This window comes from Paracoccus sp. (in: a-proteobacteria), assembly GCF_030536915.1.
GTDB lineage: Bacteria > Pseudomonadota > Alphaproteobacteria > Rhodobacterales > Rhodobacteraceae > Paracoccus.
Genome location: NZ_JAUNPC010000022.1, coordinates 3,219 through 24,540, shown reverse-complemented (window position 1 = coordinate 24,540; position 21,322 = coordinate 3,219). Strand labels below are relative to the sequence as shown.

The following is a 21,322-nucleotide window of genomic DNA, read 5'->3' as shown; positions in this document are numbered from 1 at the left end:
TCATGCGATTTGCGCAACTGAGCCCCTCGGACAGACACTCGTTTGACGCGGGTTTTGCGCAACCTTGGGTGCGGGGGCGGGTTCGTACTCTATCTGCACCCTGAAATGCACCTTGAGGCCTGCCTGACAAACAGTGCCGGCTCGTTGCTTGCCGGGATGCAAGCAATCCCATCAATGAAAGGATCCTGTTCATGAGTTCCACCGACACGCTTTCCCGCGCCGCGCGGCAGGCAACCCGTGCCGATGTCACGGATCGGATTGCGCGCGAGATCATCGCGGCTGAAACCGCACGGCGCCAGCAGCAGACTGCCCGCCTTCGGTCGGCGCGCCTGCGGAAAGAGGCTGCGGAGCGCGCGGCCAAACCCGTGGCCCGGGCGCAGACGCAGCGGAAAGTGGCGCGATAAGCCTTTCTCACCGTTGCCCGACCGCCGGCGATCATGTGGGGCCACCCGAATCATCTGAGGGCCGATCGCCGCTCGTGCCAGTTCCAGGGTTGTGCCCAGGTTCTTCGCCCCACCTTGCGGTCTGTGCCCGATACCGCCCATGCTTCCATTCCTGACCTGAAAGGCGGGGAAGCTCCTGCAAGCCCTTGCAAGACGAGCGACAACTGCCCATCTCGGTTCAGCAACACTTTTTTCGAACCTGTTCCTTCCGGCTCAGCTCTCGATCTTCAGCTTTGCCGGGTCGCTGCATCATACGGGCGACATTGATGAAAGGAATATCACGATGGCCAATGGCACCGTAAAATGGTTCAACGCCATCAAGAGCTTCGGCTTTATCCAGCCCGAAAGCGGATCGAAGGACGTGTTCGTTCATGTGTCCGCGCTTGAACATGCCGGCATCCACCAGCTGAACGACGGCCAGACGGCCTCGTTCGATATGGAACGTGACCGCAACGGGCGCGAGTCGGCGGTGAACCTCGTTCTCACCTAAGCGACAATCTGCGACATCCTGAAGTCTGGGCCGCCCTTGGGCAGGCCCGCCTTCCCTGAGAGCCGGCAGCGTTGCGACGCGCCGGAACTCGCCTCTTCACGAAAGAACTGACGTTGATTGAAATTAACTGGGGCAAGCCCCTGTCCTTTGTCATGTCGCCGAATGGCGACATCCAGGAAATCACCACGGCCGAGCAGGCCCGATACTGGCTGCGGAAGAAATGGCCGGTGTCGGACCATGCCCGTGACCGTGCGCTGCACCAGGTGGAAGCGGCCATGGAGTGCCTGGCTTCTGTCGGCACCGCGCGCCGGGCCTTCATCTCGGCGGCGAAGAGCGCCGGGTTCGTGCCCGCAACCCATATGGGTCAGGCTGCGCGAGCAGTCGCTGCTTGATACAGCGGCGCTGAAGGTCCGGCTTGCCGTCGGATGATAAGTCCTTGACTGAGTTCATGGGCATCGGCTTTGCCGGACCCGCTGCATTGGTTCAGAAGGCGATCATTCTGACAGCAGATGAATCCGGCGGCGGTTCGGACCTTGGGCCGGGACTGGCTGTCAAAGACTGCAGAAATCGCTGTCACGCTACATTCCGGGATGGATTCTGCGACTTATTCCTTGCCGCGGAGAGGCAGTGTTGCGTGCTGTGCGGTGGGGTGTTGCGTGGTATAAGTAATTGTAATAATTATTTAAAGATCTAAAAGGCGCCTGCCGAAGCTGTGTTGCGGATTGACTTTGCGAACGGTCTCGGATATACATTCGACATGCTGGAAGAGGTGGGCAAGCGGCCGGGTCGGTGAGACCTTGGGCCGCTTTTTCGTTTCTTGCTCGTGCGGACAGGCACCGGGGGCAGGGCATCAACAACATGGACATGAGCTTCGAGCCGGGGGGCGAACCCCTGGCGGGACCGTTCGTTGCCGGGGGGAACGAGGGGGAGCTTGGCGCGGGCGAGGCAATCGACGTCGCGGGCGAGATGTTTCGCGAAGTGGCCGAGGAGCTGCACAGGCTGAGGATCGGGCTGCGGGGCGGCAGCACCGAGGACGTCAAGGACACCGCGAGGCTGGTGCGCGACCTGCGGGTCGCGACCCAGTTGGTGCTGGAGGAAAGGAACCGAGTTGACAAGCTTCGCAAGGAAGTCGCCGGAGATGTCGGGGCCGGCCGCCTCGACCTTGCCGCCGCACGAGACGAGATCGGGCGCCGCCTGGCTTGCCTGCGCCGGGCCGGGGGAGGTTGACGCCTTCATTTCCGGGCTGTCGGACAACGCGCTGGCCAGCCTGCCGTGGCTGTTCGAGTTCTGGGCCCTGCCGCACCAGTTGCCCCCCGCGGGCGACTGGAAGTCCTGGGTGATCATGGGCGGGCGCGGCGCGGGCAAGACCCGCGCGGGGTCCGAATGGGTGCGTGCGCAGGTCGAGGGGGCTACGTTTGACGCGCCGGGGCGGGCGCGGCGCGTGGCGCTGGTGGCCGAGACCTTCGACCAAGGGCGCGATGTGATGGTGATGGGGGACTCGGGAATTCTGGCCTGCTGTCCACCGGACCGGCGGCCGGTGTGGGAGGCGGGGCGGCGGCGGCTCGTCTGGCCCAACGGGGCGACGGCCACGGTCTATTCGGCGCATGAGCCTGAGGCGCTGCGGGGGCCTCAGTTCGACGCGGCCTGGGTGGATGAACTGGCCAAGTGGAAGAAGGCCGAGGACACCTGGGACATGCTACAGTTCGCGCTGCGGCTGGGGGAGAACCCGCAGCAGGTGGTCACGACGACTCCGCGCAACGTGGGGGTGCTGAAGGCGATCCTGCGGAATGCCTCGACGGTGGTGACGCACGCGCCGACGGATGCGAACCGGGCCTATCTGGCGGAAAGCTTCCTCGCCGAGGTTCAGGCGCGCTATGCCGGGACGCGGCTGGGGTGGCAGGAGCTGGAGGGCGTGCTGCTGGACGACGTTGAGGGGGCGCTGTGGACGACGGCGATGCTGGAGGGCTGCCGGGTGGATGCGGCGCCCGCGCTGGATCGGGTGGTGGTGGCGGTGGACCCGGCGGTGACGTCTGGGGCTGCCAGCGACGAGTGCGGGATCGTGGTCGCGGGGGTCGTCTGCGAGGGGCCGCCGCAGGAGTGGCGGGCGTTCGTGCTGGAGGATGCCTCGGTACGGGGCGGGCCTTTGGACTGGGCGCGGGCGGCGATCGCGGCGGTTGAGCGGCATGGGGCCGAGCGGTTGGTGGCCGAGGTCAACCAGGGCGGTGATCTGGTCGAGAGCGTGATCCGGCAGGTGGATCCTCTGGTGCCGTTCCGGGCCTTGCGCGCCGGTCGCGGCAAGGGGCTGCGGGCCGAGCCGGTGGCGGCGCTGTATGAGCAGGGGCGGGTGAAGCACCTGGGTTCGGGCGGGCTGGGGGCCTTGGAGGACCAGATGTGCCGGATGACGGTGCGGGGGTTCGAGGGGAGGGGCAGCCCTGATCGGCTTGATGCGCTGGTCTGGGCGGTCCATGAGCTGATGGTCGAGCCTGCCGCGAGCTATCGGCGGCCTCAGGTTCGGGGGCTGTAGCGGAGCGCATTGCTGCGCCGTTGAATGGGTATTTAGGCCAAGAAGAAGCTTTCGGGGCATTGGCAGGATCGAAGGGGTCGTCCGTGGGGGCGGCCCTTTTTCTTTGGGTCAGGAGGCACGCATGGCGATGCGGTGGTTCGGGCGGCGCGGGCCGCAGGAAGGCATGGGCGCCCCTGAAGGGGCGGTCGAGGCGAGGGTGGCGCCGGTTGCGGCGGTCGTCGAGGTCAAGGCGAGTGCTGCCGGGAAGGTGATGGCGGCGCAGGGCGCGGGGCGGGCGCTGTGGGGCGCGCGCGACATGGGGGCGCTGACGCGGGGCGGCTTTGTCGGGAACCCGGTGGGGTTCCGGGCGGTGAAGCTGGTGGCCGAGGCGGCGGCGGCGGTGCCGCTGGTCTGTCAGGACTCGGAACGGCGCTATGACGTCCATCCGGTGCTGGACCTGATGCGGCGGCCCAATCCGGGGCAGGGCCGGGCCGAACTGTTCGAGGCGCTGTTCGGGCAGATTTTGCTTTCGGGGAACGGGTTTCTTGAGGCGGTGGATGTGGGCGCCTCGGGGTTGCCGGGGGAGCTGCATGTCCTGCGGTCCGACCGCATGAGCGTGGTGCCGGGGGCGGATGGCTGGCCCGTGGCTTACGAATATGCGGTGGGCGGGCGGAAGCATCGGTTCGACATGACCGGCTCGCCCGATCCGATCTGCCATATCCGAAGCTTTCATCCGACGGATGACCATTACGGGCTGTCGCCCATGCAGGCGGCGGCGGTGGCGGTGGATGTCCATAACTCGGCCAGCGCGTGGTCGCGGGCGCTGCTGGACAATGCGGCGCGGCCCTCGGGCGCGATCATCTACAGGGGCGCGGACGGGCAGGGGGTGCTGAGCCCCGACCAGTATGACCGGCTGGTCAGCGAGATGGAGCAGCATCATCAGGGCGCGCGGAATGCGGGCCGCCCGATGCTGCTGGAGGGGGGGCTCGATTGGAAGCCGATGGGGTTCTCGCCGTCGGACATGGAGTTCCACGAGACCAAGCTGGCGGCGGCGCGCGAGATCGCCATGGCTTTCGGGGTGCCGCCGATGCTGATCGGGATACCGGGGGATGCGACCTATGCCAATTACGCCGAGGCCCACCGGGCCTTTTACCGGCTGACGGTGCTGCCGCTGGCGACGCGGGTCGCGGCGGGGGTGGCTTGGTGGCTGTCCGAGCATCTGGGGGTCGAGATCGACCTGAAGCCGGACCTCGACCAGATCCCGGCGCTGGCCGAGGAGCGGGACCAGCATTGGGCGCGTGTAGGCGCGGCGGGGTTCCTGACGGATGCCGAGAAGCGGGCGGCGCTGGGGCTGCCTCCGGTCGCGGAGGGCTGAGATGGAGGGGTCGAAGTTCATCGACCGCCGCTCGGGCTGGCACGAGCAGAAGCTGGAGGCGCAGGAGCGCATCATGGCGCTGCAGTTCGGGCAGGTGGACAAGCGGCTGGAACGCATCGAGGCGCTGATCGAGGGGCTGGAGGGACGGCTGTGGATGACGGTCTACGGCGTCATCGCCGTGATCCTGACGCAGGCGATCCAGTCGATTCTGCAATTCGCGGAAAAAGGGGTCTGAGGGATGCGGATGGACGATCTGGGGCTTGAGCTGAAGTTCGCGGGCGGCGCGCCGGTGCTGACCGAGGGGCACGTGATCGAGGGCTACGCGAGCCTGTTCGGGGTGGCGGATCAGGGCGGCGACATCGTGGCTCAGGGCGCTTACGCGGCGAGCCTGGCACGGCTGGCGGCGCGGGGGGACAAGGTGCGGATGCTGTGGCAGCACGATCCGGGCCAGCCCATCGGCATCTGGGAGGAGATCCGCGAGGACGGCCGGGGTCTGTGGGTCCGGGGCCGGCTTCTGCCCGAGGTGGCGCAGGCGCGCGAAGCGGCGGCGCTGATCGCGGCGGGGGCCATCGACGGGCTGTCCATCGGCTATCGCACCGTGCGGGCCGACCGTGACCGTGAGGGGCGGCGGGTGCTGACTGAGGTCGAGTTGTGGGAGGTTTCGCTCGTGACCTTCCCGATGTTGCGCGAGGCCAAGGTCGGGAAGAAGTCGAAGGACAGCGACACCGGCGAGGCGCTGGCCCAAGCGCTGCGGGCAGCCTCGGCCGTGCTGCGGGGCTGAAGACAACGGGATCGTGGCGGGGCGGTGGGACGACGGGGCGCGGGGCGCCTTGGACCCGCCGCCCGGGCGCGTGAAGGAACGGCCGGGCGAAGGTCCGCGCCGGCGGCAGGCGGCTGGGCGGGGGAGGCCCTGCCGCCTTTTCTGACGAGGAGAGACGGCAATGACTGAGGCAACGACCGGCGCGGAGGCCTGCGGCAGCGGGATGCCCGCCGGGCTGAAGGGCGCGATGGCCGAGTTCGTGAGCGAACTGAAGACCTTCCGCGAGAATGTCGAAGACAAACTGCAAGCACAGGACAAACGCATGACCATGCTGGACCGCAAGACCGCCTTCCGGGGCCGCTCGCCCCTGTCGCAGGCCGCCGAGACCGAGGCGCCGCACCAAAAGGCCTTCGCGGCCTATCTGCGCCGCGGCGACGACAGCGCCCTGCGCAGCCTGGCGCTGGAGGAAAAGGCCATGGCCTCGGGCACCGACGGCGGCTACCTGGCGGCGCCGACGATTTCGGAAGCCGTGCAGGCGGTTCTGCGCACGACCGGCTCGCTGCGGTCGCTGGCAACCGTCGTGCAGGTGGAGTCATCGACCTACGAAGTGCTGATGGACAAGACCGACATCGGCGCGGGCTGGGCCTCGGAAGTGACCGCCACGGTGGAAAGCGACACGCCGCAGCTTGAGAAGATCTCGATCCCGCTGCACGAGCTGGCGGCGATGCCGAAGGCCACGCAGCGGTTGCTGGACGACGCGTCCTTCGACCTGGAAACTTGGCTGGCCGAGCGTATCGCGGAAAAGTTCGCCCGCGCCGAGTCCGCCGCTTTCATCACCGGCAACGGGGTGGACAAGCCGCGCGGCCTGCTGAACCAGACCTTCGCGCCCCTCGCCACCGCGACCGAGGCGCAGGTGGGCTTCGTGCCGACGGGCGTTTCCGGCGACTTCGCGGCCTCGGCCCCGGCCAATGCGCTGATCGACATGGTCTATGCGCTGGGCGCGGGCTACCGCGCCAACGCCACTTGGGTGATGAACAGCCGCCTGGCGGGTATGGTGCGCCGCCTGCGCGACGGCGACGGCCGCTACCTGTGGTCGGACGGGCTGGCGGCGGGCGAGCCCGCCCGGCTTCTGGGCTATCCGGTGCTGGTCTGCGAAGACATGCCCGCGCCGGGGCCGGGGGCGAAGACGGTCGCCTTCGGTGACTTCCGCAAGGCCTATACCATCGCCGAGCGTCCCGATCTGCGCGTCCTGCGCGATCCCTACTCGGCCAAGCCGCATGTGCTGTTCTACGCGACCAAGCGCGTCGGCGGCACGGTCGTCGATCCCCGCGCCTACAAGATGCTGCACATGGGCGCTTGAGGACGGCGGGGAGGGGCCGCGGAAGGCTGCCGGCCAGACCGGCACAGCCACTGTCCGCGCGCGCTGTGGCCTGCGGCCGCGCCGCGGCCCCGCCTTTTCACCAGCGCTTGCCATCGGAACGGGAGGTTTCAGGAATGTTGCTCGTCGAGGAAACCGCACCGGCACAGGCATCGCTGCCCGTCGCCGCGCTGCGGGGCCACCTGCGGATGGGATCGGGGTTCGAGCCGGTCGAGGATGCGACCGAGGATGCGGCGCTGGCGGGATTCCTGCGCGCCGCTATCGCCACGGTCGAGGCGCGCACCGGCAAGGTGCTGCTGACGCGGATCTTCCGCATGAGGTTGGAGGACTGGCGCGATCCCTGCGGCCAGCCGCTGCCGCTGGCCCCGGCGCTGTCGGTCGAGACGGTCGAGATGACCGACCGCGACGGTGCCGTGACCGATGTGCCGGCGGGCCTGTGGCGGCTTGTGCCGGACCACCAGCGGCCGATCCTGGCTCCGGTCGGGTCCAGCCTGCCCCCGGTGCCGATAGGCGGCCATGTCACGGTGCGCTTCGCGGCGGGCTTCGGGACAAGCTGGGACCGGGTGCCGGGCGATCTGGCGCAGGCGGTGATGATGCTGGCCGCGCGCTATTACGAAGACCGGGGCTTCGACGGCACGCAACTGGCGTTGCCGCATGGGGTGGGCGCACTGATCGAGCGCTGGCGGGCCGTGCGGATCCTCGCGGGCCGGGGAGGCCGGGCATGAGCGCGCCCAAGGCGACGATCCCGCTGGTGCTGGAACGGCCCGAGCGGGTGGCCGACGGCATGGGCGGCTACCGGATGGAATGGCGGGCGCTGGGCATCCTTTACGCGCAGATGCGGGCGGGGTCTGGCGCAGAGCGGCAGGGCGAGGTCGGGGCGGAAAGCGTGGTGCCTTGGCGGATCACGGTGCGCGCGGCGCGGGCGGGCGATCCGCGCAGGCCGGGTGCGGGTCAGCGGTTCCGCATGGGCGGGCGCGTCTTCCGCATCGAGGCGGTGGCCGAGGCAGGCTCTGCCGGGCTGTGGCTGGAATGCCGGGCAAGAGAGGAAGGGCTGACATGAGTTTCCACGCATCCGTGGCCTTGCAGGCTGCGGTTTATCAGGCGTTGCGGGCCGATGCGGCGCTGGCCGGACTAGTGGGCGACGCGATCTTCGACGCGATGCCGGCGGCTCCGCCCAGCGGAACCCATGTGGCGCTGGGGCCCGAGGATGTGGCCGATGCGGGCGACATGACGGGCGGCGGGGCGCAGCACGACTTTGTCGTCTCGGTGCTGTCAGGGGCAGAGGACCGGGGCGGCTTCGCCCCGGTCAAGGAGGCAGCCGCCGCGGTGGTCGAGGCGCTGGAGGACGGCGCGCTTTCGCTTTCGACCGGCCATCTGGCCGGGTTGTGGTTCGTCGGCGCGCGGGCGCGGCGGGCGGATGGCGGCTCGGGGCGCCGCGTGGACATGACGTTCCGCGCGCGCATCGACCTGGGCCTGAAGGTGGCATGAGGAGGACTGGGTGATGGCGGTGAAGAACGGGCGCGACCTGCTGATCAAGATGGACATGACGGGCGATGGCAGCTTTGCCACTGTCGCCGGGCTGCGGGCGACGCGGCTGGCGTTCAACGCGGAAACCATCGACGTGACCTCGGTCGCGAGCGAGGGCGGCTGGCGCGAGCTGCTGGGCGGCGCGGGGGTGCGGTCGGCCTCGATTTCGGGATCGGGGGTCTTCCGCGACGAGGCGACGGATGCGCGGGCGCGGCAGGCCTTCTTCGACGGCGAGGTGCCGCGGTTCCAGGTGGTGATCCCCGGCTTCGGGACGGTCGAGGGACCGTTCCAGATCACCGGGCTGGAATATGCGGGCAGCTACAACGGCGAGGCGACCTATGAGATGTCGCTCGCATCCGCCGGGGCGCTGGGCTTCCTGGCCGTGGCGGTGGTCGAGCCGTGAGCGTGAACCCGCATCGGGGCGAGGTGGCGGTGGTGCTGGACGGCCAGCGCCATGTCGCCCGGCTGACGCTGGGGGCGCTGGCGGCGCTGGAGGCGGAACTGGGCGCGGACAGCCTGCTGGGCGTGATCGAGCGATTCGAGAGCGGGCGGTTTTCCAGCCGCGACGTGATCGCCGTGCTGGTCGCGGGACTGCTCGGTGGTGGGTGGCAGGGCGACGCGCCGGACCTGATGGTGGTGGAGGTGGAGGGCGGGCCGGTCGGCGCGGCCCGGGTCGCGGCCGAGTTGATCGCGCGCGCCTTCCACGGGGCGGGATGAGCGGCGCGGGCGGCGGGGAGGCTGGCCGCGCTGCGGGGGGACTGGACTGGCCGGGGCTGATGCGCGCGGGACTGCGGGGGCTTGGCTTGAGGCCGCGTGAGTTCTGGGACCTGACGCCGGCGGAACTGGCGCTGATGCTGGGGATCGAGTTCGGCGCGGGCGCGATGACTCGCGGGCGGCTGGGCGACCTGATGGCCGAGTTCCCCGACGGTTGAGCAATGGAGAGAGCGGATGGCGGACAGGGACGGCTTCGGCCGCGACGGGCTCGATCGTCTGGGCGAGCGCCTGGACCAGTCGGGCCGGATGACGGCGGCCTTCGAGGCCGAACTTTCGCGGCTGGGGCAGGTCATGGGGCAGACGGGGCGAGAGGTGTCCTCTCTGACCTCGGGCTTCGGCGGGGGTTTGCGTCGCGCCTTCGAGGGCGTGGCGTTCGACGGGGTGAAGCTGTCGGACGCGCTGAAAAGCGTGGCGCAGAGCATGGCGGACACGGTCTTTGCCGTGGCGATGCGGCCGGTGCAGCAGGCGATGGCGGGGGCGCTGGCGCAAGGGGTGGGCGGGATGCTGGGCGGCGCGCTGCCCTTTGCGGAGGGCGGGGCCTTCTCGCAAGGCCGCGTGATGCCTTTCGCCAAGGGGGGCGTGGTCAGCCAGCCCACGTTCTTCCCGATGCGGGGGGCGACCGGGCTGATGGGCGAGGCGGGACCGGAGGCGATCATGCCGCTGCGGCGGGGCGCGGACGGGCGGCTGGGCGTGGCCGCGGCAGGCGGGGGGCGGCCGGTGAACGTGACGTTCAACGTGACGACGCCGGACGTGGCCGGGTTCCAGCGCAGCCAGAGCCAGATCGCGGCACGGCTGGGGCGGGTGATCTCGCGTGGCGAGCGGAACGGGTGAGGGCTTGGGCCCGCCGTCTTCGACGGCGCTCCCCGAGGGTATTTGGCTCAGGAAGAAATACGGGTCGTGAGGAGGTGGCGACGAATGGCATTTCATGAGGTGCGGTTTCCGGCCGACCTGTCCTTCGGCTCGATGGGCGGGCCGGAGCGGCGGACCGAGATCGTGACGCTGACCAACGGCTATGAGGAGCGCAACAGCCCTTGGGCGCATTCGCGCAGGCGCTATGACGCGGGGGTGGGGCTGCGGAGCCTCGATGACATGGCGGCGCTGATCGCCTTTTTCGAGGCGCGGGCGGGGCAGCTGCACGGGTTCCGCTGGAAGGACTGGACGGACTGGAAGTCCTGCGTGCCGAGCCGGGCTGTGGCCTATGACGATCAGGTGATCGGGCAGGGTGACGGGAAGACGGTCGAGTTCCGGTTGAGCAAGCTTTATCGCTCGGGCGCGGCGGCGTATCGGCGGCCGGTCGTGAAGCCGGTCGAAGGCACGGTGCGCGTCGGAATCGGCGGGGTCGAGAAGTTCGAGACGATCGACTTCACCTGCGACCACGAGGCGGGCGTGATTGTGTTGAAGGACGCGCCGATGCGGGATGCCCCGGTCACGGCGGGGTTCGAGTTCGATGTGCCGGTGCGTTTTGACACCGACCGGATTGCGGTGTCGGTGGGGAGTTTCCAAGCGGGCGAGGTGCCGCAGATCCCGGTGGTCGAGGTGCGGACATGACGACGACCACGATTGCGCGGACCTGGGCGGTCCGGCGCTCGGACGGACTGACGCTGGGGTTTACGGACCACGACGGCGTGCTGTCCTTCGAGGGAATCGCGTTCCGGCCCGAGGCGGGGCTGACGGCGCAGGCTCTGGTGCAGGGGCTTGGCCTCGCAGTGGACAACACCGAGGCGCAGGGAGTGCTGTCGGATGACGCCATCACCGCCGAGGATCTGGCGGCGGGCCGCTGGGACGGCGCCGAGGTGCGGCTGTGGGAGGTGGACTGGACCGACGTGGCCTTACGGCGGTTGGTGTTCCGTGGCTCGCTGGGCGAGATCACCTTTGCGGCGGGCGCTTTCCGGGCCGAACTGCGGGGCTTGGCCGAGGCTTTGAACCGGGCTCAGGGGCGAGTCTATCATCCGCGCTGCTCGGCCCTGCTGGGGGATGAGCAGTGCCGGTTCGACCTGACCCGCGAAGGGTTCTGGGCCGAGGGCGTCATCGCCTCGCTGGACGAGGGCGGTGCGCGGCTGGAACTGCGTGGCGTGCCGGCGCATCGGGCCGGGTGGTTCGACCATGGACGGATCGCCTTCCTGGACGGGCCCGCGCAGGGGCTGGCAGGCGTGGTCAAGATCGACGCCGTGCCTGCGCCGGATGTCAGGGCGGTCGAGTTGTGGGCGGCTCCGGGGGCTGCGCCTGCCGTGGGGGACCGCGTGCGGCTGACGGCGGGATGCGACAAGCGGGCCGAGACCTGCCGGGGGAAGTTCCTAAACTTTCTCAACTTCCGGGGCTTTCCGCATTTGCCGCCTGAAGATTGGCTGATCTCGCCCCAGGCGAACGGGGGGCGGCGATGAACGCGCGGGCGGTTGCCATCGCGCGCGCATGGATCGGGACGCCCTATGTGCATCAGGGCTCGGCGCAAGGGGCTGGGGCGGATTGCCTCGGGTTGATCCGGGGCGTCTGGCGCGGACTTTACGGGACCGAGCCAGAGGCCGCGCCGCCCTATACCGCCGACTGGGGCGAGACGGCCGGCAGCGAGCCCTTGCTGGCGGCAGCGCTACGGAACCTGGTGGCGGTGGAAGCGGATGCGCCCGAGGCGGTGGGCGAGGTGCTGCTGTTCCGCATGAGGGACGGAGCCGTCGCCAAGCACCTGGGCATCCGTGCGGGGCTGGGCGAGGGGGCGAGCTTCGTTCACGCTTATGACCGGCACGGGGTCGTCGAAAGCCCGCTCTCTGCCCCGTGGCGGGCGCGGATCGCGGCGCAGTTCCGCTGGCCCGAGCCGTGAGGCGGGCCTGAGGGCCGGCATTTCAAGACAGATTGGAGAAGGCGATGGCGACCATCCTTTTGGCGGCGGCCGGGTCTGCCGTAGGCGCAGGCTTCGGCGGCACCATGCTGGGGCTGACCGGGGCCGTCGTTGGGCGCGCGGTGGGCGCGACCGTGGGCCGCATGATCGACCAGCGGCTACTGGGCGGCGGCGCGCGGTCGGTGGAAACCGGCCGCATCGACCGGCTGCGGCTGCAGACGGCGGGCGAGGGGACGGCGATCCCGCGTATCTGGGGGCAGATGCGGGTGCCGGGGCACGTCATCTGGGCCTCTCCCGTGACCGAGATCAGCCGGACGCAGGAGGCGGGCGGCAAGGGCTCGGGTCCGCGCGTGACCGAGATCAGCTATCGGCTGAGCCTCGCCATCGCCTTGTGCGAGGGGCCGATCCTGTCGGTGGGGCGCGTCTGGGCGGATGGCGAGGAGGTCGCGGCGTCCGACCTGAACCTGCGCGTTTATCGCGGGGGTGAGGCGCAGCTGCCCGACCCGGTGATCGCCGCGCATGAGGGGGAGGCCGCGCCAGCCTATCGCGGCATCGCCTATGTGGTGCTGGAGGATCTGGCGCTGGAGCGCTGGGGCAACCGCGTGCCGCAGTTGAGCTTCGAGGTGACTCGGGGAGTCGCGGGGGCGGCCTCGCTGGCCGAGAACGTGCAGGCGGTCGCCCTGATACCGGGAACAGGGGAATATGCGCTGGCGACGCGGCAGGTGTCGATCGACCTCGGGCTGGGCGAGACGCGGATTCTCAACCGCAACACGCCGATGGGGGGAACGGATTTCCAGGTCTCGCTGGCGACCTTGGGGCGCGAGTTGCCGAAGGTGGGGTCGGTTTCGGTTGTTGTGTCGTGGTTTGGGGACGACCTGCGGGCCGGGAACTGCACCGTGCGGCCGAAGGTCGAGCAGGCCGAGATCGATGGCGAGGAGATGCCGTGGCGCGCTGGCGGGATCAAGCGTGCCGAGGCCGCGACCATCGTGCGGAAGGACGGGCGGTCGATCTACGGGGGGACTCCGGCTGATGGGTCGGTGGTCGAGGCGATCCGGGCGATCCGCGCCTCGGGGAAGGCGGCGGTGTTCTATCCCTTCATCCTGATGGAGCAGATGGCCGGGAACGGGCGTCCTGATCCTTGGACGGGGGAGAAGGACCAGCCTGTCATGCCCTGGCGGGGGCGGATCACGACTTCGGTGGCCGCCGGGCGGAAGGACTCGCCGCAGGGGACGGCTGTGGCGGATGCCGAGGTTGCGGCGTTCTTCGGGACAGCCTCGGTTTCGGACTTCGCCGAGAGGGACGGGCGGATCGTCTATTCGGGGCCGCAGGAATGGGGCTATCGACGCTTTATCCTGCATTACGCGCATCTGTGCCGAATGGCGGGCGGGATCGACGCTTTCCTGATCGGGTCCGAGATGATCGGGCTGACGCAGATCCGCGGCGCGAACGGCTATCCGGCGGTCGCGGCGCTGCGGCGGCTGGCGGCGGATGTGCGCGGTATCCTCGGGCCGGGTGTCAAGCTGGGCTATGCGGCGGACTGGTCCGAGTATTTCGGGCATCATCCGGGCGGAGGCGAGGCGGTGTTCCACCTCGATCCGCTGTGGGGCGACGAGAACATCGATTTCGTCGGCATCGACAATTACATGCCGCTGTCGGACTGGCGCGAGGGCGAAAGCCATCTCGACGCGCATTGGGGTGACATCCGCAATGCCGATTACCTGCGCGCCAATGTCTGCGGGGGTGAGGGGTTCGACTGGTATTACGCTAGCGACGAGGATCGGCTGGCGCAGCGACGGACCCCCATCGCGGACGGGCAGGGTGAGCCGTGGATCTGGCGCTACAAGGACCTGAAGGGCTGGTGGTCGAACTGGCATTATGACCGGGTTGACGGTCAGCGTGCCGCCCAGCCGACGGCATGGGTGCCGGGGTCGAAGCCGATCTGGTTCACGGAGTATGGCTGCGCCGCCTTGGACAAGGGGACGAACCAGCCCAACAAGTTCCTAGACGCGATGAGCAGCGAGTCGATGCTGCCCTGTTTCTCGGACGGGCGGCGGGACGACGCGATCCAGGCGACCTATGTCGAGGCGGTGACCTCATATTGGGCCGATCCGGCGAACAACCCCGCTTTGAAGGGCGGCGGGCGCATGGTCGAACTGTCGCGCGCCCATGTCTGGGCCTGGGACGCTCGGCCCTATCCGGCGTTCCCGGCGCGGGGCGACCTGTGGTCGGACGGGCCGGCGTGGGAGCGGGGGCATTGGCTGAACGGCCGCTCGGGCGCGGTGCCGCTGGCGGATGTCGTGCGCGACATCTGCGAGGGTGCGGGCGTTGCGGCCTTTGATGTGAGCGGGCTGCATGGGGTCGTGCGCGGCTATGCCGTCAGCGGGGCCGAGAGCGGGCGGGCGGCGTTGCAGCCGCTGATGCTCGCGCATGGCTTCGACGCGGTCGAACGTGACGGCGTGCTCCGCTTTGTCATGCGGGACGGACAGGTGGACGCGGTGCTGGCCGAGGGCGAACTTGCCGTGGCCGAGGAGGTCGGCGGCTTCGAGATCACCCGCGCGCCCTTGGCCGAGATGGTGGGACGGGTGCGGCTGAGCCATGTCGAGGCAGGCGCCGACTATGGCGCGCGGACGGCCGAGGCTGCCCTGCCGGACGGGCAGAGCCTGACGGTGTCGGACAGCGATCTGCCGATGGTGCTGACGCTGGGCGAGGGGCACGCGGTCGCCGCGCGCTGGCTGGTCGAGGCGAAGGTGGCGCAGGACGCGGCGCGGTTCGCGCTGCCTCCATCGCGCGCCGATCTGGGGCCGGGCGATGTCGTGCGGCTGTCGGATGGCGCGGGGGCGGGGGACCGCTGGCGCATCGACAGGGTCGAGCGCGCGGGCGCTACGCTGGTCGAGGCCGTGCGGGTCGAGCCGGGGGTCTATCGGCCCGCGCCCTACGTGACCGGCGAGCTGCGCGGGAAGCCTCATGTCCCGGCGGGGCCGGTCTGGCCGGTCTTTCTGGACCTGCCGCTGATGCGGGGGACCGAGGTGCCTCATGCGCCATGGCTGGCTGCGACGGGGACTCCGTGGCCCGGTGCGGTGCGGGCCTGGGTCTCGGTCGAGGAGGACGGCGGATGGCAGCCGAACGTGATACTGCCGAGCCGCTCGGTCATGGGGGTGACGCTGAATGCGCTGCCTGCGGCGAGGCCGGGGGTTCTGGACCGGGGGCCCGCGCTGCGGCTGCGGGTCAAGGGCGGCAACCTGCGGTCCATTACCCGCAACGCGCTGCTGGCGGGGGGCAACGTGCTGGCGATCGGGGATGGCTCGGCCGGAAACTGGGAGCTGATGCAGTTTGCCGAGGCGAAGCTGGTGGCGCCGGGCGAGTGGGAGATCTCGGGGCGGCTGCGGGGGCAGGCGGGGACGGATGCGCTGATGCCGGCGGATTGGCCTGCGGGCAGCGTGGTCGTGCTGATGGACGGGGCGCCGAGGCAGGTGGACCTTGACCCGGACGCGCGGGGGCAGTTGCGGCATTGGCGGATCGGGCCGTCGAGCCTGTCGCCGGATGACGAAAGCTATCGTTCCCGGTCCCTTGTCGCGGTGGGGGCAGGGCTGCGGCCGGTGTCCCCGTGTCATCTGGCGGTGAACGGCCGCGAGGTGACGTGGGTCCGGCGCACCCGGACTGGCGGTGACAATTGGGACGCGCCCGAGGTGCCCTTGGGCGAGGCCTATGAGCGCTATGTCGTGCGTCTGCTGCGCGGCACGACCGAACTGCACCGCGAGGAAGTGGCGCGGCCTGCCTGGACCATCCCCGAGGGTGTCTGGACCCGCGCGGCGCAGGGGGCCGGCTTCGCCATCGAGGTGGCGCAGCTTTCAGAAATCTACGGGCCGGGCCCGTCTGTCAGGAGGAACATCCATGTCTGAACAGGCAACGCTGCGCTGCGGGCTGCCGCTGCTGCAACCCGCGCAGGCGCAGAAGCATGTCACGGTGAACGACGGTCTCATGCGGCTGGACGGGCTGGTGAACCTGGTGCTGCAGAGCGTCTCGGTTTCCAGCCCTCCGGTCGCGGTGACGGATGGGCAGTGCTGGGCCGTGCCCTATGGTGCAGGCGGTCCTTGGGCGGGGCAGACTGGGCGCATCGCCATTGGGGCGAATGGCGGCTGGGTCTTTGCCGACCCTTCGCGCGGGCAGCGGGCCTTCGTCGTGGACCAAGGGCTGAGCGCGCTGTGGGACGGCACGGCTTGGCTGCCGGGGGCGCTGACGCTGGGGGCCACGGGTGGGGGCCTCAGCGCCGGGATCACGGCGGGCGAGACGGAGGTCGCGGCGGGCGGCTCGGTCGGCACGGAGGTGTTCATCCCCGCGAACGTGCTGGTCCTGGGCGTGACCGGGCGGGTCATCAAGCCCGTCACGGGCACGCTGACAAGCTGGATGATCGGGGTCACGGGGGCGACGAACCGTTATGGCTCGGGGCTGGGGCTGCCGCTGAATTCCTGGTCGCAGGGGCTGCTGTCAGCCCCTTCCGCCGTCTATGCGGCGCAGGAACTGCGGATGACCGCCACGGGGGGCAGTTTCGCCGGCGGCCGGGTGCGGCTGGCGGTCCATTGGCTGGCCCTGCGCGTCCCTGATCCGGTCTGAGGCTTTTCGTCACCCGCAACCTTCCTTACATGGGTAAGGGCGACGAAAGGAACCGCGACATGGACGGACAGCCCTATGCCGACAGTCCCGAGGTGGTGCATGCCTCGGTCTGGCACCAGATCCAGCTCGAGGCGGCCGAGGCCGCGGCCACCGAGCCGCTGCTGGGCGCGCTTATCCATGCGGGGCTGCTGCACCACCGGACCTTCCCGGCGGCGCTGGCCTATCGCTTTTCGCTGAAGCTTGCGTCCGGCGAGATGAGCGAGCAGATCCTGCGCGAGATCGCCGACGACGCGCACCGGCGCGAGCCGGCGCTTGCGATCGCCGCCGAGGCCGACCTGCGCGCGGTCTATGAGCGCGACCCGGCCTGCCACCGGCTGATGCAGCCGATGCTGTTCTTCAAGGGCTTCCAGGCGCTGCAGGCTTACCGGATCGGGCATTGGCTTTGGCAGAACGGCCGCCGCGACATGGCCTATTTCGTGCAGATGCGCTGTTCCGAGGTCTTCGGCGTGGATATTCACCCGGCTGCCCGGATCGGGACCGGGGTGATGATCGATCATGCCCATTCCATCGTCATCGGCGAGACGGCGGTGGTCGGCAACGACGTGTCGATGCTGCATTCGGTGACGCTGGGCGGCACGGGGAAAGAGGACGGCGACCGCCATCCCAAGATCGGCGACGGCGTGCTGATCGGCGCGGGCGCCAAGGTGCTGGGCAACATCTCTGTGGGGCACCACAGCCGCATTGCCGCGGGCTCGGTCGTGCTGACCGAGGTGCCGCCCTGCAAGACGGTCGCCGGGGTGCCGGCGCGGATCGTGGGCGACGCGGGATGCAGCACGCCTTCGGACACGATGGAGCAGATCCTGGGGCTGGAAGGGATCGTCTAGGCGGCCCAGCGCTCGGCTTGGCTGCCAGTCAGTTGCGCGAGGGTGGTGTTCTCGGCCGCGAGCCGGGCGTCGAGGCCGCGCGCGATGTGGTCAGCGAGCGCGAAGCCGTGGTAGATCAATGCGCTGTAAAGCTGGACGGCCGAGGCGCCTGCCTCGATCTTGGTCCAGGCTTGCTCGACCGAGGAAATGCCGCCGACGCCGATGATCGGCAGGCTGCCGCCGAGCTGGCGGTAGAGGCGGGAGAGAATCCTCGTTGACAGGTCGAAGAGGGGTGCGCCGGAGAGGCCGCCAGTCTCGCCGGCATGGCGCGAGGCCAGACCGTTGCGGGTCAGCGTGGTATTCGTGGCGATGACGCCGTCGATGCTGCTGCCCTTCAGGACGGCGGCGAGTTCGGCAAGCGCCTGGTCGTCAAGGTCCGGGGCGATCTTGACGAAGACGGGCGGGCGGGCGCCCGAGGCGTCTCGTGCGTCAATCACGCCTTGGATCAGCGCCGCAAGGGCGCGGGCGCCCTGCAGGTCGCGCAGCCTTTCGGTATTGGGCGAACTGACGTTGATCGTCAGGAAATCCGCAACGGGCGCGGCAAGGCTGGCCACATGGGCGAAGTCGGCGGCGCGGTCGGGGCTGTCCTTGTTTGCGCCGATGTTGAGGCCGACGGGGACGCCTCTGCGCGGATGTCCGGCGAGGCGGGTGCAGATGGCCTCGGCACCCTCGTTGTTGAAGCCGAAGCGGTTGATGATCGCGCGGTCCTCGGTCAGGCGGAACAGCCTCGGTTTCGGGTTGCCGGGCTGGGGACGGGGGGTGGCCGCGCCGACCTCGACGAAGCCGAAGCCTGCGCGGATCAGCGGGCCGATCACGCGGGCGTTCTTGTCGTAGCCGGCAGCGAGGCCGACCGGGTTCGGCAGGCTCAGCCCGGCCAGGCAGGGGGCAAGGCGCGGCGAGGTGAAGGACTGACCCGGCAGCGGCACGAGGCCGCTCGCCAGCGCCTTCAGCGACAGGTCATGGGCGCGTTCGGGGTCCAGGCGGTGAAGGGCGGCGATGCCCGCGCGTTCGATCAGGCTCATGCCAGTTCCCCCGGTTCGTGGCCTTGCGGGCCTAGCGGAATGGGGCGGTGCCATCGGACATCGGACAGCCGCAACTCGCGGTAAAGATGTGGGAACAGGACGCCGCCGCGCGACGGTTCCCACCGCAGGTCAGGGGCGAGCGCCTCGGCGTCACAGGCGAGGAGGGTGAGGTTTTCCTCGCCCGCGAAATGCTTGGCGAGGGTGGCGGCAAGCTGCTCGGCCATCGAGAAGTGGATGTAGCCGTCCGCCACGTCCACCGGCGCGCCGCCGCTGCGCCTTTCGGCCTGCAAAGCGGCCCATTCATCGGCGCGCAACACCTTGTAGATCAGCATGTTTCCTCAAGCGGCAAGGCCGCCAGCACGCCTGCGGCAATGCGGCGGTCAAGGTCGTTTTCCGGGCCTTCGTTCCACGGGCAGAAGCGCAGGCGGAAGGCGGACAGGCGGGTTTCGGGATCGGCCGCTGGATACCCGATGCGGTCGAGCATGATCGTGAGCGGCGTGTCGGGCCGGGCCTCTGCAGCAGCAAGGGCAAGGCCCTGCCGCACGAGGCGGCCCCAGTCGAAACGCGGGCCGGGGTCGGACTTGCGGCCCGGCGCCATGTCGGAATGGGCGATCACGCGATAGGGCGGGATGGACCAGCGCGCCATGATCGCGGCCAGCAGAGCCTCCAGCGCCACCATCTGCGGATGCGAGAAGGGGCGGTCGCCGGGATTCGCAAGCTCGATGCCGATGGAATGCGAGTTCACGTCCCCGCGGCCCTGCCAGCTTCCGGCGCCTGCGTGCCAAGCGCGACGGTCCTCGGGCACCAGCGCCTCGGTCGTGCCGTCGGCGTCGATCAGCCAGTGGGCCGAGACCTCGGCTGCCGGATCGCAGAGCCGGGCGCGGGCCGAGGCGAAATCGGCCATGCCGGTGTAGTGGATCACGACAAGGTCGGGCCTTTGCGTGCCGCGCCGTTCCCCGTGGTTGGGCGAGGGGAGGCTCATGCGCGCAGAGCGCCCAAAGCGCGACGGATCATCGCGGCAGCGGCACCGCCGCCGGGCGGAAGCTGCAGGCGTTGCCGTCGCCGTCCGGGTCGAGGCCCAGGGGATCGCGCTGCGGTCCTCCCTCTCTGCGGAAGGCGCTCTGGGCGGCGGCGGGTGTCGGATAGGCCGAGCAGTCGCCGGTCACGTCGGCCGTGCGGGGATAAAGCGGCTGGACATTGGTGGACAGCCGGCGCGACTGCACCGGCGCCACGGTCGTGCTTGACGGCGTGGTGACGACCACGGGACGAGACGGCATCGGCGGCGGGGTCACGACCGGCTGCGGCAGCACCGTCCGCTCGCTGGGCAGCACCGCGCGGCTGCTGGGAAGCGTGGGCGGGCGCGGGTCGATGGCGGGAGCCCCGCGCAACTGCACGCGGCGCGGCTGGGTCGAGGCGGGCGTGACCGCGCGTTCCAGGACCTGCACGGGCGAGGGACCCGCGATCTCGGCCGCGGTCGGCGCGCGGGCGGGCAGGGCCACCGGGATCACGCGCGGCGTTTCGGCGCGGTGGCCGGTCAGCGCAAGCTCGCGGGCGCGAAGATAGTCGCCGTAAGGCGTTGCAAAGGCCTTGTAGTTCGGGTTCCAGCCCTGGTTCTCGCCCGAACAGGCGGCAAGCATGACGAGCGGGATCAGGATCAGGGCGCGCATTCAGGTCTCCTCAAGGGGGCGTCACGCCCGAGCCTACCACCAGCGTTGGGGCTTGGCGACAAATCCCGCGGCGCGTTCCAGAACGGCGCCGTGGTTGAGCAGGTTCCCCTCGTCCCAGGGGCGGCCGATCAGTTGCAGGCCCAGCGGCAGGCCCTGCGCGTCGAGGCCGACAGGGACCGCAAGACCCGGCAGCCCGGCAAGGTTCACCGTGACGGTGAAGATGTCGTTGAGATACATCCTGACCGGATCGGCGTCCTTCATCTCGCCCAGGCCGAAGGCCGCCGAAGGGGTGGCGGGGGTCAGGATGGTGTCGATGCCGTCCGCGAAGATCTTGTCGAAGTCGCGCTTGATGAGCGCACGGACCTTGCGGGCGCGGTTGTAATAAGCGTCGTAGAAACCGGCCGACAGGACGTAGGTGCCGATCATCACGCGGCGGCGCACTTCGTAGCCGAAACCCTCGGCGCGCGTCTTTTCATACATTTCGGTGACGCCGTCGCCCTGGCCTAGACGCGCGCGGCGGCCATAGCGGACGCCGTCATAGCGGGCGAGGTTGGACGACGCCTCGGCCGGGGCGATGACGTAATAGGCGGGCAGGGCGTATTTCGTGTGGGGCAGGCTGATGTCCACGATCTCGGCGCCCGCGTCGCGCAGCATCTCGGCGCCCTGCTTCCACAGCGCCTCGATCTCGGCAGGCATCCCGTCCATGCGGTATTCGCGGGGGATGCCGATGCGACGCCCGCGGATGTCGCCGGTCAGCGCGGCCTCGTAGTCCTCGACCGGGCGGTTGGCGGAGGTCGAATCCTTCGGGTCGACCGAGGCCATCGCGCCCAGCATGATCGCGGCGTCGCGCACCGTCTTGGTCATCGGCCCGGCCTGATCCAGCGACGAGGCGAAGGCGATGGTGCCCCAGCGGCTGACACGGCCATAGGTCGGCTTCAGCCCCACGATGCCGGTGAAGGCCGCAGGCTGGCGGATCGAGCCGCCGGTGTCGGTGCCCGTCGCCGCAAGGCACAGGTCCG

Annotated in this window: 27 protein-coding genes; 22 read left to right on the top strand and 5 right to left on the bottom strand. The window is 69.7% G+C overall.

The window, feature by feature from the left end:
- Positions 1 to 191 precede the first annotated feature (191 nt).
- The 22 genes from Q4F04_RS05940 (at position 192) to cysE (ending at position 17,575) form a co-directional block, all read left to right on the top strand.
- On the top strand, positions 192 to 404 hold the full coding sequence (locus tag Q4F04_RS05940; protein ID WP_303368917.1) for a hypothetical protein: 213 nt from the start codon (positions 192 to 194) through the stop codon (positions 402 to 404).
- A 322-nt stretch (positions 405 to 726) separates the two neighbouring features.
- The gene (locus Q4F04_RS05935) at positions 727 to 933 is read left to right on the top strand and encodes a cold-shock protein (protein ID WP_303368916.1); all 207 of its coding nucleotides are present in this window, start codon (positions 727 to 729) and stop codon (positions 931 to 933) included.
- Between the two features lie 71 nt (positions 934 to 1,004).
- Complete coding sequence (locus Q4F04_RS05930; protein ID WP_303368915.1) at positions 1,005 to 1,325, top strand: DUF982 domain-containing protein; 321 nt, start codon at positions 1,005 to 1,007, stop codon at positions 1,323 to 1,325.
- Positions 1,326 to 1,791: 466 nt separating this feature from the next.
- Positions 1,792 to 2,160 (top strand): permease, encoded by a 369-nt coding sequence (locus Q4F04_RS05925; protein ID WP_303368914.1) that lies wholly within the window; start codon positions 1,792 to 1,794, stop codon positions 2,158 to 2,160.
- Entirely contained in the window at positions 2,072 to 3,457 is a 1,386-nt protein-coding gene (locus tag Q4F04_RS05920; protein WP_303368913.1) for a DNA-packaging protein, read from the top strand. The genes Q4F04_RS05925 and Q4F04_RS05920 overlap by 89 nt, the downstream gene beginning before the upstream one ends.
- A gap of 163 nt (positions 3,458 to 3,620) precedes the next feature.
- A complete protein-coding gene (locus tag Q4F04_RS05915) occupies positions 3,621 to 4,811 on the top strand; it encodes a phage portal protein (RefSeq protein ID WP_303368934.1) in 1,191 nt (396 codons plus the stop codon).
- A 1-nt stretch (position 4,812) separates the two neighbouring features.
- A complete protein-coding gene (locus tag Q4F04_RS05910; RefSeq protein ID WP_303368912.1) occupies positions 4,813 to 5,046 on the top strand; it encodes a hypothetical protein in 234 nt (77 codons plus the stop codon).
- 9 nt (positions 5,047 to 5,055) lie between these two features.
- A complete protein-coding gene (locus Q4F04_RS05905; protein ID WP_303368933.1) occupies positions 5,056 to 5,592 on the top strand; it encodes an HK97 family phage prohead protease in 537 nt (178 codons plus the stop codon).
- A 160-nt stretch (positions 5,593 to 5,752) separates the two neighbouring features.
- On the top strand, positions 5,753 to 6,931 hold the full coding sequence (locus Q4F04_RS05900; protein WP_303368911.1) for a phage major capsid protein: 1,179 nt from the start codon (positions 5,753 to 5,755) through the stop codon (positions 6,929 to 6,931).
- 134 nt (positions 6,932 to 7,065) lie between these two features.
- The gene (locus tag Q4F04_RS05895) at positions 7,066 to 7,674 is read left to right on the top strand and encodes a hypothetical protein (protein ID WP_303368910.1); all 609 of its coding nucleotides are present in this window, start codon (positions 7,066 to 7,068) and stop codon (positions 7,672 to 7,674) included.
- On the top strand, positions 7,671 to 8,009 hold the full coding sequence (locus Q4F04_RS05890; RefSeq protein WP_303368909.1) for a head-tail adaptor protein: 339 nt from the start codon (positions 7,671 to 7,673) through the stop codon (positions 8,007 to 8,009). Before Q4F04_RS05895 ends, Q4F04_RS05890 begins: the two co-directional genes overlap by 4 nt.
- Positions 8,006 to 8,437: a DUF3168 domain-containing protein gene (locus Q4F04_RS05885; protein ID WP_303368908.1), complete on the top strand. Its 432-nt coding sequence runs from the start codon at positions 8,006 to 8,008 to the stop codon at positions 8,435 to 8,437. Before Q4F04_RS05890 ends, Q4F04_RS05885 begins: the two co-directional genes overlap by 4 nt.
- Positions 8,438 to 8,450: 13 nt before the next feature.
- Entirely contained in the window at positions 8,451 to 8,879 is a 429-nt protein-coding gene (locus Q4F04_RS05880) for a phage major tail protein, TP901-1 family (protein ID WP_303368907.1), read from the top strand.
- Entirely contained in the window at positions 8,876 to 9,193 is a 318-nt protein-coding gene (locus tag Q4F04_RS05875; RefSeq protein ID WP_303368906.1) for a gene transfer agent family protein, read from the top strand. Before Q4F04_RS05880 ends, Q4F04_RS05875 begins: the two co-directional genes overlap by 4 nt.
- Positions 9,190 to 9,408, top strand: coding sequence for a phage tail assembly chaperone (locus Q4F04_RS05870; protein WP_303368905.1), 219 nt, complete (start codon positions 9,190 to 9,192; stop codon positions 9,406 to 9,408). Before Q4F04_RS05875 ends, Q4F04_RS05870 begins: the two co-directional genes overlap by 4 nt.
- A 16-nt stretch (positions 9,409 to 9,424) precedes the next feature.
- Entirely contained in the window at positions 9,425 to 10,081 is a 657-nt protein-coding gene (locus tag Q4F04_RS05865) for a phage tail tape measure protein (protein WP_303368904.1), read from the top strand.
- An 84-nt stretch (positions 10,082 to 10,165) separates the two neighbouring features.
- Positions 10,166 to 10,798 (top strand): DUF2460 domain-containing protein, encoded by a 633-nt coding sequence (locus Q4F04_RS05860; RefSeq protein WP_303368903.1) that lies wholly within the window; start codon positions 10,166 to 10,168, stop codon positions 10,796 to 10,798.
- Entirely contained in the window at positions 10,795 to 11,631 is an 837-nt protein-coding gene (locus Q4F04_RS05855) for a DUF2163 domain-containing protein (protein ID WP_303368902.1), read from the top strand. Before Q4F04_RS05860 ends, Q4F04_RS05855 begins: the two co-directional genes overlap by 4 nt.
- Complete coding sequence (locus Q4F04_RS05850) at positions 11,628 to 12,062, top strand: peptidase (RefSeq protein ID WP_303368901.1); 435 nt, start codon at positions 11,628 to 11,630, stop codon at positions 12,060 to 12,062. The genes Q4F04_RS05855 and Q4F04_RS05850 overlap by 4 nt, the downstream gene beginning before the upstream one ends.
- Before the next feature lie 44 nt (positions 12,063 to 12,106).
- A complete protein-coding gene (locus Q4F04_RS05845; protein WP_303368900.1) occupies positions 12,107 to 15,979 on the top strand; it encodes a glycoside hydrolase/phage tail family protein in 3,873 nt (1,290 codons plus the stop codon).
- On the top strand, positions 15,972 to 16,691 hold the full coding sequence (locus Q4F04_RS05840) for a DUF2793 domain-containing protein (protein ID WP_303368899.1): 720 nt from the start codon (positions 15,972 to 15,974) through the stop codon (positions 16,689 to 16,691). The genes Q4F04_RS05845 and Q4F04_RS05840 overlap by 8 nt, the downstream gene beginning before the upstream one ends.
- A 59-nt stretch (positions 16,692 to 16,750) precedes the next feature.
- Positions 16,751 to 17,575, top strand: a complete 825-nt coding sequence (gene cysE / locus Q4F04_RS05835) for a serine O-acetyltransferase (protein WP_303368898.1) — start codon at positions 16,751 to 16,753, stop codon at positions 17,573 to 17,575.
- Here cysE and Q4F04_RS05830 read toward each other — a convergent pair.
- From Q4F04_RS05830 to Q4F04_RS05810, 5 genes are all read right to left on the bottom strand, one after another.
- Positions 17,572 to 18,636 carry a quinone-dependent dihydroorotate dehydrogenase gene (locus tag Q4F04_RS05830; protein ID WP_303368897.1) on the bottom strand — a complete coding sequence of 355 codons (1,065 nt, stop codon included), beginning with the start codon at positions 18,634 to 18,636 and terminating at the stop codon, positions 17,572 to 17,574. The genes cysE and Q4F04_RS05830 overlap by 4 nt on opposite strands.
- Positions 18,633 to 18,968 (bottom strand): DUF952 domain-containing protein, encoded by a 336-nt coding sequence (locus tag Q4F04_RS05825; protein ID WP_303368896.1) that lies wholly within the window; start codon positions 18,966 to 18,968, stop codon positions 18,633 to 18,635. The genes Q4F04_RS05830 and Q4F04_RS05825 overlap by 4 nt, the downstream gene beginning before the upstream one ends.
- On the bottom strand, positions 18,962 to 19,618 hold the full coding sequence (locus Q4F04_RS05820; RefSeq protein ID WP_303368895.1) for an N-acetylmuramoyl-L-alanine amidase: 657 nt from the start codon (positions 19,616 to 19,618) through the stop codon (positions 18,962 to 18,964). The genes Q4F04_RS05825 and Q4F04_RS05820 overlap by 7 nt, the downstream gene beginning before the upstream one ends.
- A 28-nt stretch (positions 19,619 to 19,646) precedes the next feature.
- Entirely contained in the window at positions 19,647 to 20,303 is a 657-nt protein-coding gene (locus Q4F04_RS05815; RefSeq protein ID WP_303368894.1) for a hypothetical protein, read from the bottom strand.
- 33 nt (positions 20,304 to 20,336) lie between these two features.
- A partial coding sequence (locus Q4F04_RS05810; protein ID WP_303368893.1) for an amidase family protein occupies positions 20,337 to 21,322 on the bottom strand: 986 nt, incomplete at its 5' end.

Excerpts from the sequence above, each read along its gene's own strand:
- Q4F04_RS05845 (WP_303368900.1), top strand. The coding sequence starts at position 12,107 with ATGGCGACCATCCTTTTGGCGGCGGCCGGGTCTGCCGTAGGCGCAGGC.
- Q4F04_RS05820 (WP_303368895.1), bottom strand. The coding sequence starts at position 19,618 with ATGAGCCTCCCCTCGCCCAACCACGGGGAACGGCGCGGCACGCAAAGG.
- Q4F04_RS05935 (WP_303368916.1), top strand. The coding sequence starts at position 727 with ATGGCCAATGGCACCGTAAAATGGTTCAACGCCATCAAGAGCTTCGGC.
- Q4F04_RS05880 (WP_303368907.1), top strand. The coding sequence starts at position 8,451 with ATGGCGGTGAAGAACGGGCGCGACCTGCTGATCAAGATGGACATGACG.
- Q4F04_RS05925 (WP_303368914.1), top strand. The coding sequence starts at position 1,792 with ATGGACATGAGCTTCGAGCCGGGGGGCGAACCCCTGGCGGGACCGTTC.
- Q4F04_RS05910 (WP_303368912.1), top strand. The coding sequence starts at position 4,813 with ATGGAGGGGTCGAAGTTCATCGACCGCCGCTCGGGCTGGCACGAGCAG.
- Q4F04_RS05905 (WP_303368933.1), top strand. The coding sequence starts at position 5,056 with ATGGACGATCTGGGGCTTGAGCTGAAGTTCGCGGGCGGCGCGCCGGTG.
- Q4F04_RS05940 (WP_303368917.1), top strand. The coding sequence starts at position 192 with ATGAGTTCCACCGACACGCTTTCCCGCGCCGCGCGGCAGGCAACCCGT.
- Q4F04_RS05855 (WP_303368902.1), top strand. The coding sequence starts at position 10,795 with ATGACGACGACCACGATTGCGCGGACCTGGGCGGTCCGGCGCTCGGAC.
- Q4F04_RS05840 (WP_303368899.1), top strand. The coding sequence starts at position 15,972 with ATGTCTGAACAGGCAACGCTGCGCTGCGGGCTGCCGCTGCTGCAACCC.
- Q4F04_RS05825 (WP_303368896.1), bottom strand. The coding sequence starts at position 18,968 with ATGCTGATCTACAAGGTGTTGCGCGCCGATGAATGGGCCGCTTTGCAG.
- Q4F04_RS05865 (WP_303368904.1), top strand. The coding sequence starts at position 9,425 with ATGGCGGACAGGGACGGCTTCGGCCGCGACGGGCTCGATCGTCTGGGC.
- Q4F04_RS05920 (WP_303368913.1), top strand. The coding sequence starts at position 2,072 with ATGTCGGGGCCGGCCGCCTCGACCTTGCCGCCGCACGAGACGAGATCG.
- Q4F04_RS05850 (WP_303368901.1), top strand. The coding sequence starts at position 11,628 with ATGAACGCGCGGGCGGTTGCCATCGCGCGCGCATGGATCGGGACGCCC.
- Q4F04_RS05895 (WP_303368910.1), top strand. The coding sequence starts at position 7,066 with ATGTTGCTCGTCGAGGAAACCGCACCGGCACAGGCATCGCTGCCCGTC.
- Q4F04_RS05885 (WP_303368908.1), top strand. The coding sequence starts at position 8,006 with ATGAGTTTCCACGCATCCGTGGCCTTGCAGGCTGCGGTTTATCAGGCG.
- cysE (WP_303368898.1), top strand. The coding sequence starts at position 16,751 with ATGGACGGACAGCCCTATGCCGACAGTCCCGAGGTGGTGCATGCCTCG.
- Q4F04_RS05915 (WP_303368934.1), top strand. The coding sequence starts at position 3,621 with ATGGGCGCCCCTGAAGGGGCGGTCGAGGCGAGGGTGGCGCCGGTTGCG.
- Q4F04_RS05860 (WP_303368903.1), top strand. The coding sequence starts at position 10,166 with ATGGCATTTCATGAGGTGCGGTTTCCGGCCGACCTGTCCTTCGGCTCG.
- Q4F04_RS05900 (WP_303368911.1), top strand. The coding sequence starts at position 5,753 with ATGACTGAGGCAACGACCGGCGCGGAGGCCTGCGGCAGCGGGATGCCC.
- Q4F04_RS05890 (WP_303368909.1), top strand. The coding sequence starts at position 7,671 with ATGAGCGCGCCCAAGGCGACGATCCCGCTGGTGCTGGAACGGCCCGAG.
- Q4F04_RS05870 (WP_303368905.1), top strand. The coding sequence starts at position 9,190 with ATGAGCGGCGCGGGCGGCGGGGAGGCTGGCCGCGCTGCGGGGGGACTG.
- Q4F04_RS05830 (WP_303368897.1), bottom strand. The coding sequence starts at position 18,636 with ATGAGCCTGATCGAACGCGCGGGCATCGCCGCCCTTCACCGCCTGGAC.
- Q4F04_RS05815 (WP_303368894.1), bottom strand. The coding sequence starts at position 20,303 with ATGCGCGCCCTGATCCTGATCCCGCTCGTCATGCTTGCCGCCTGTTCG.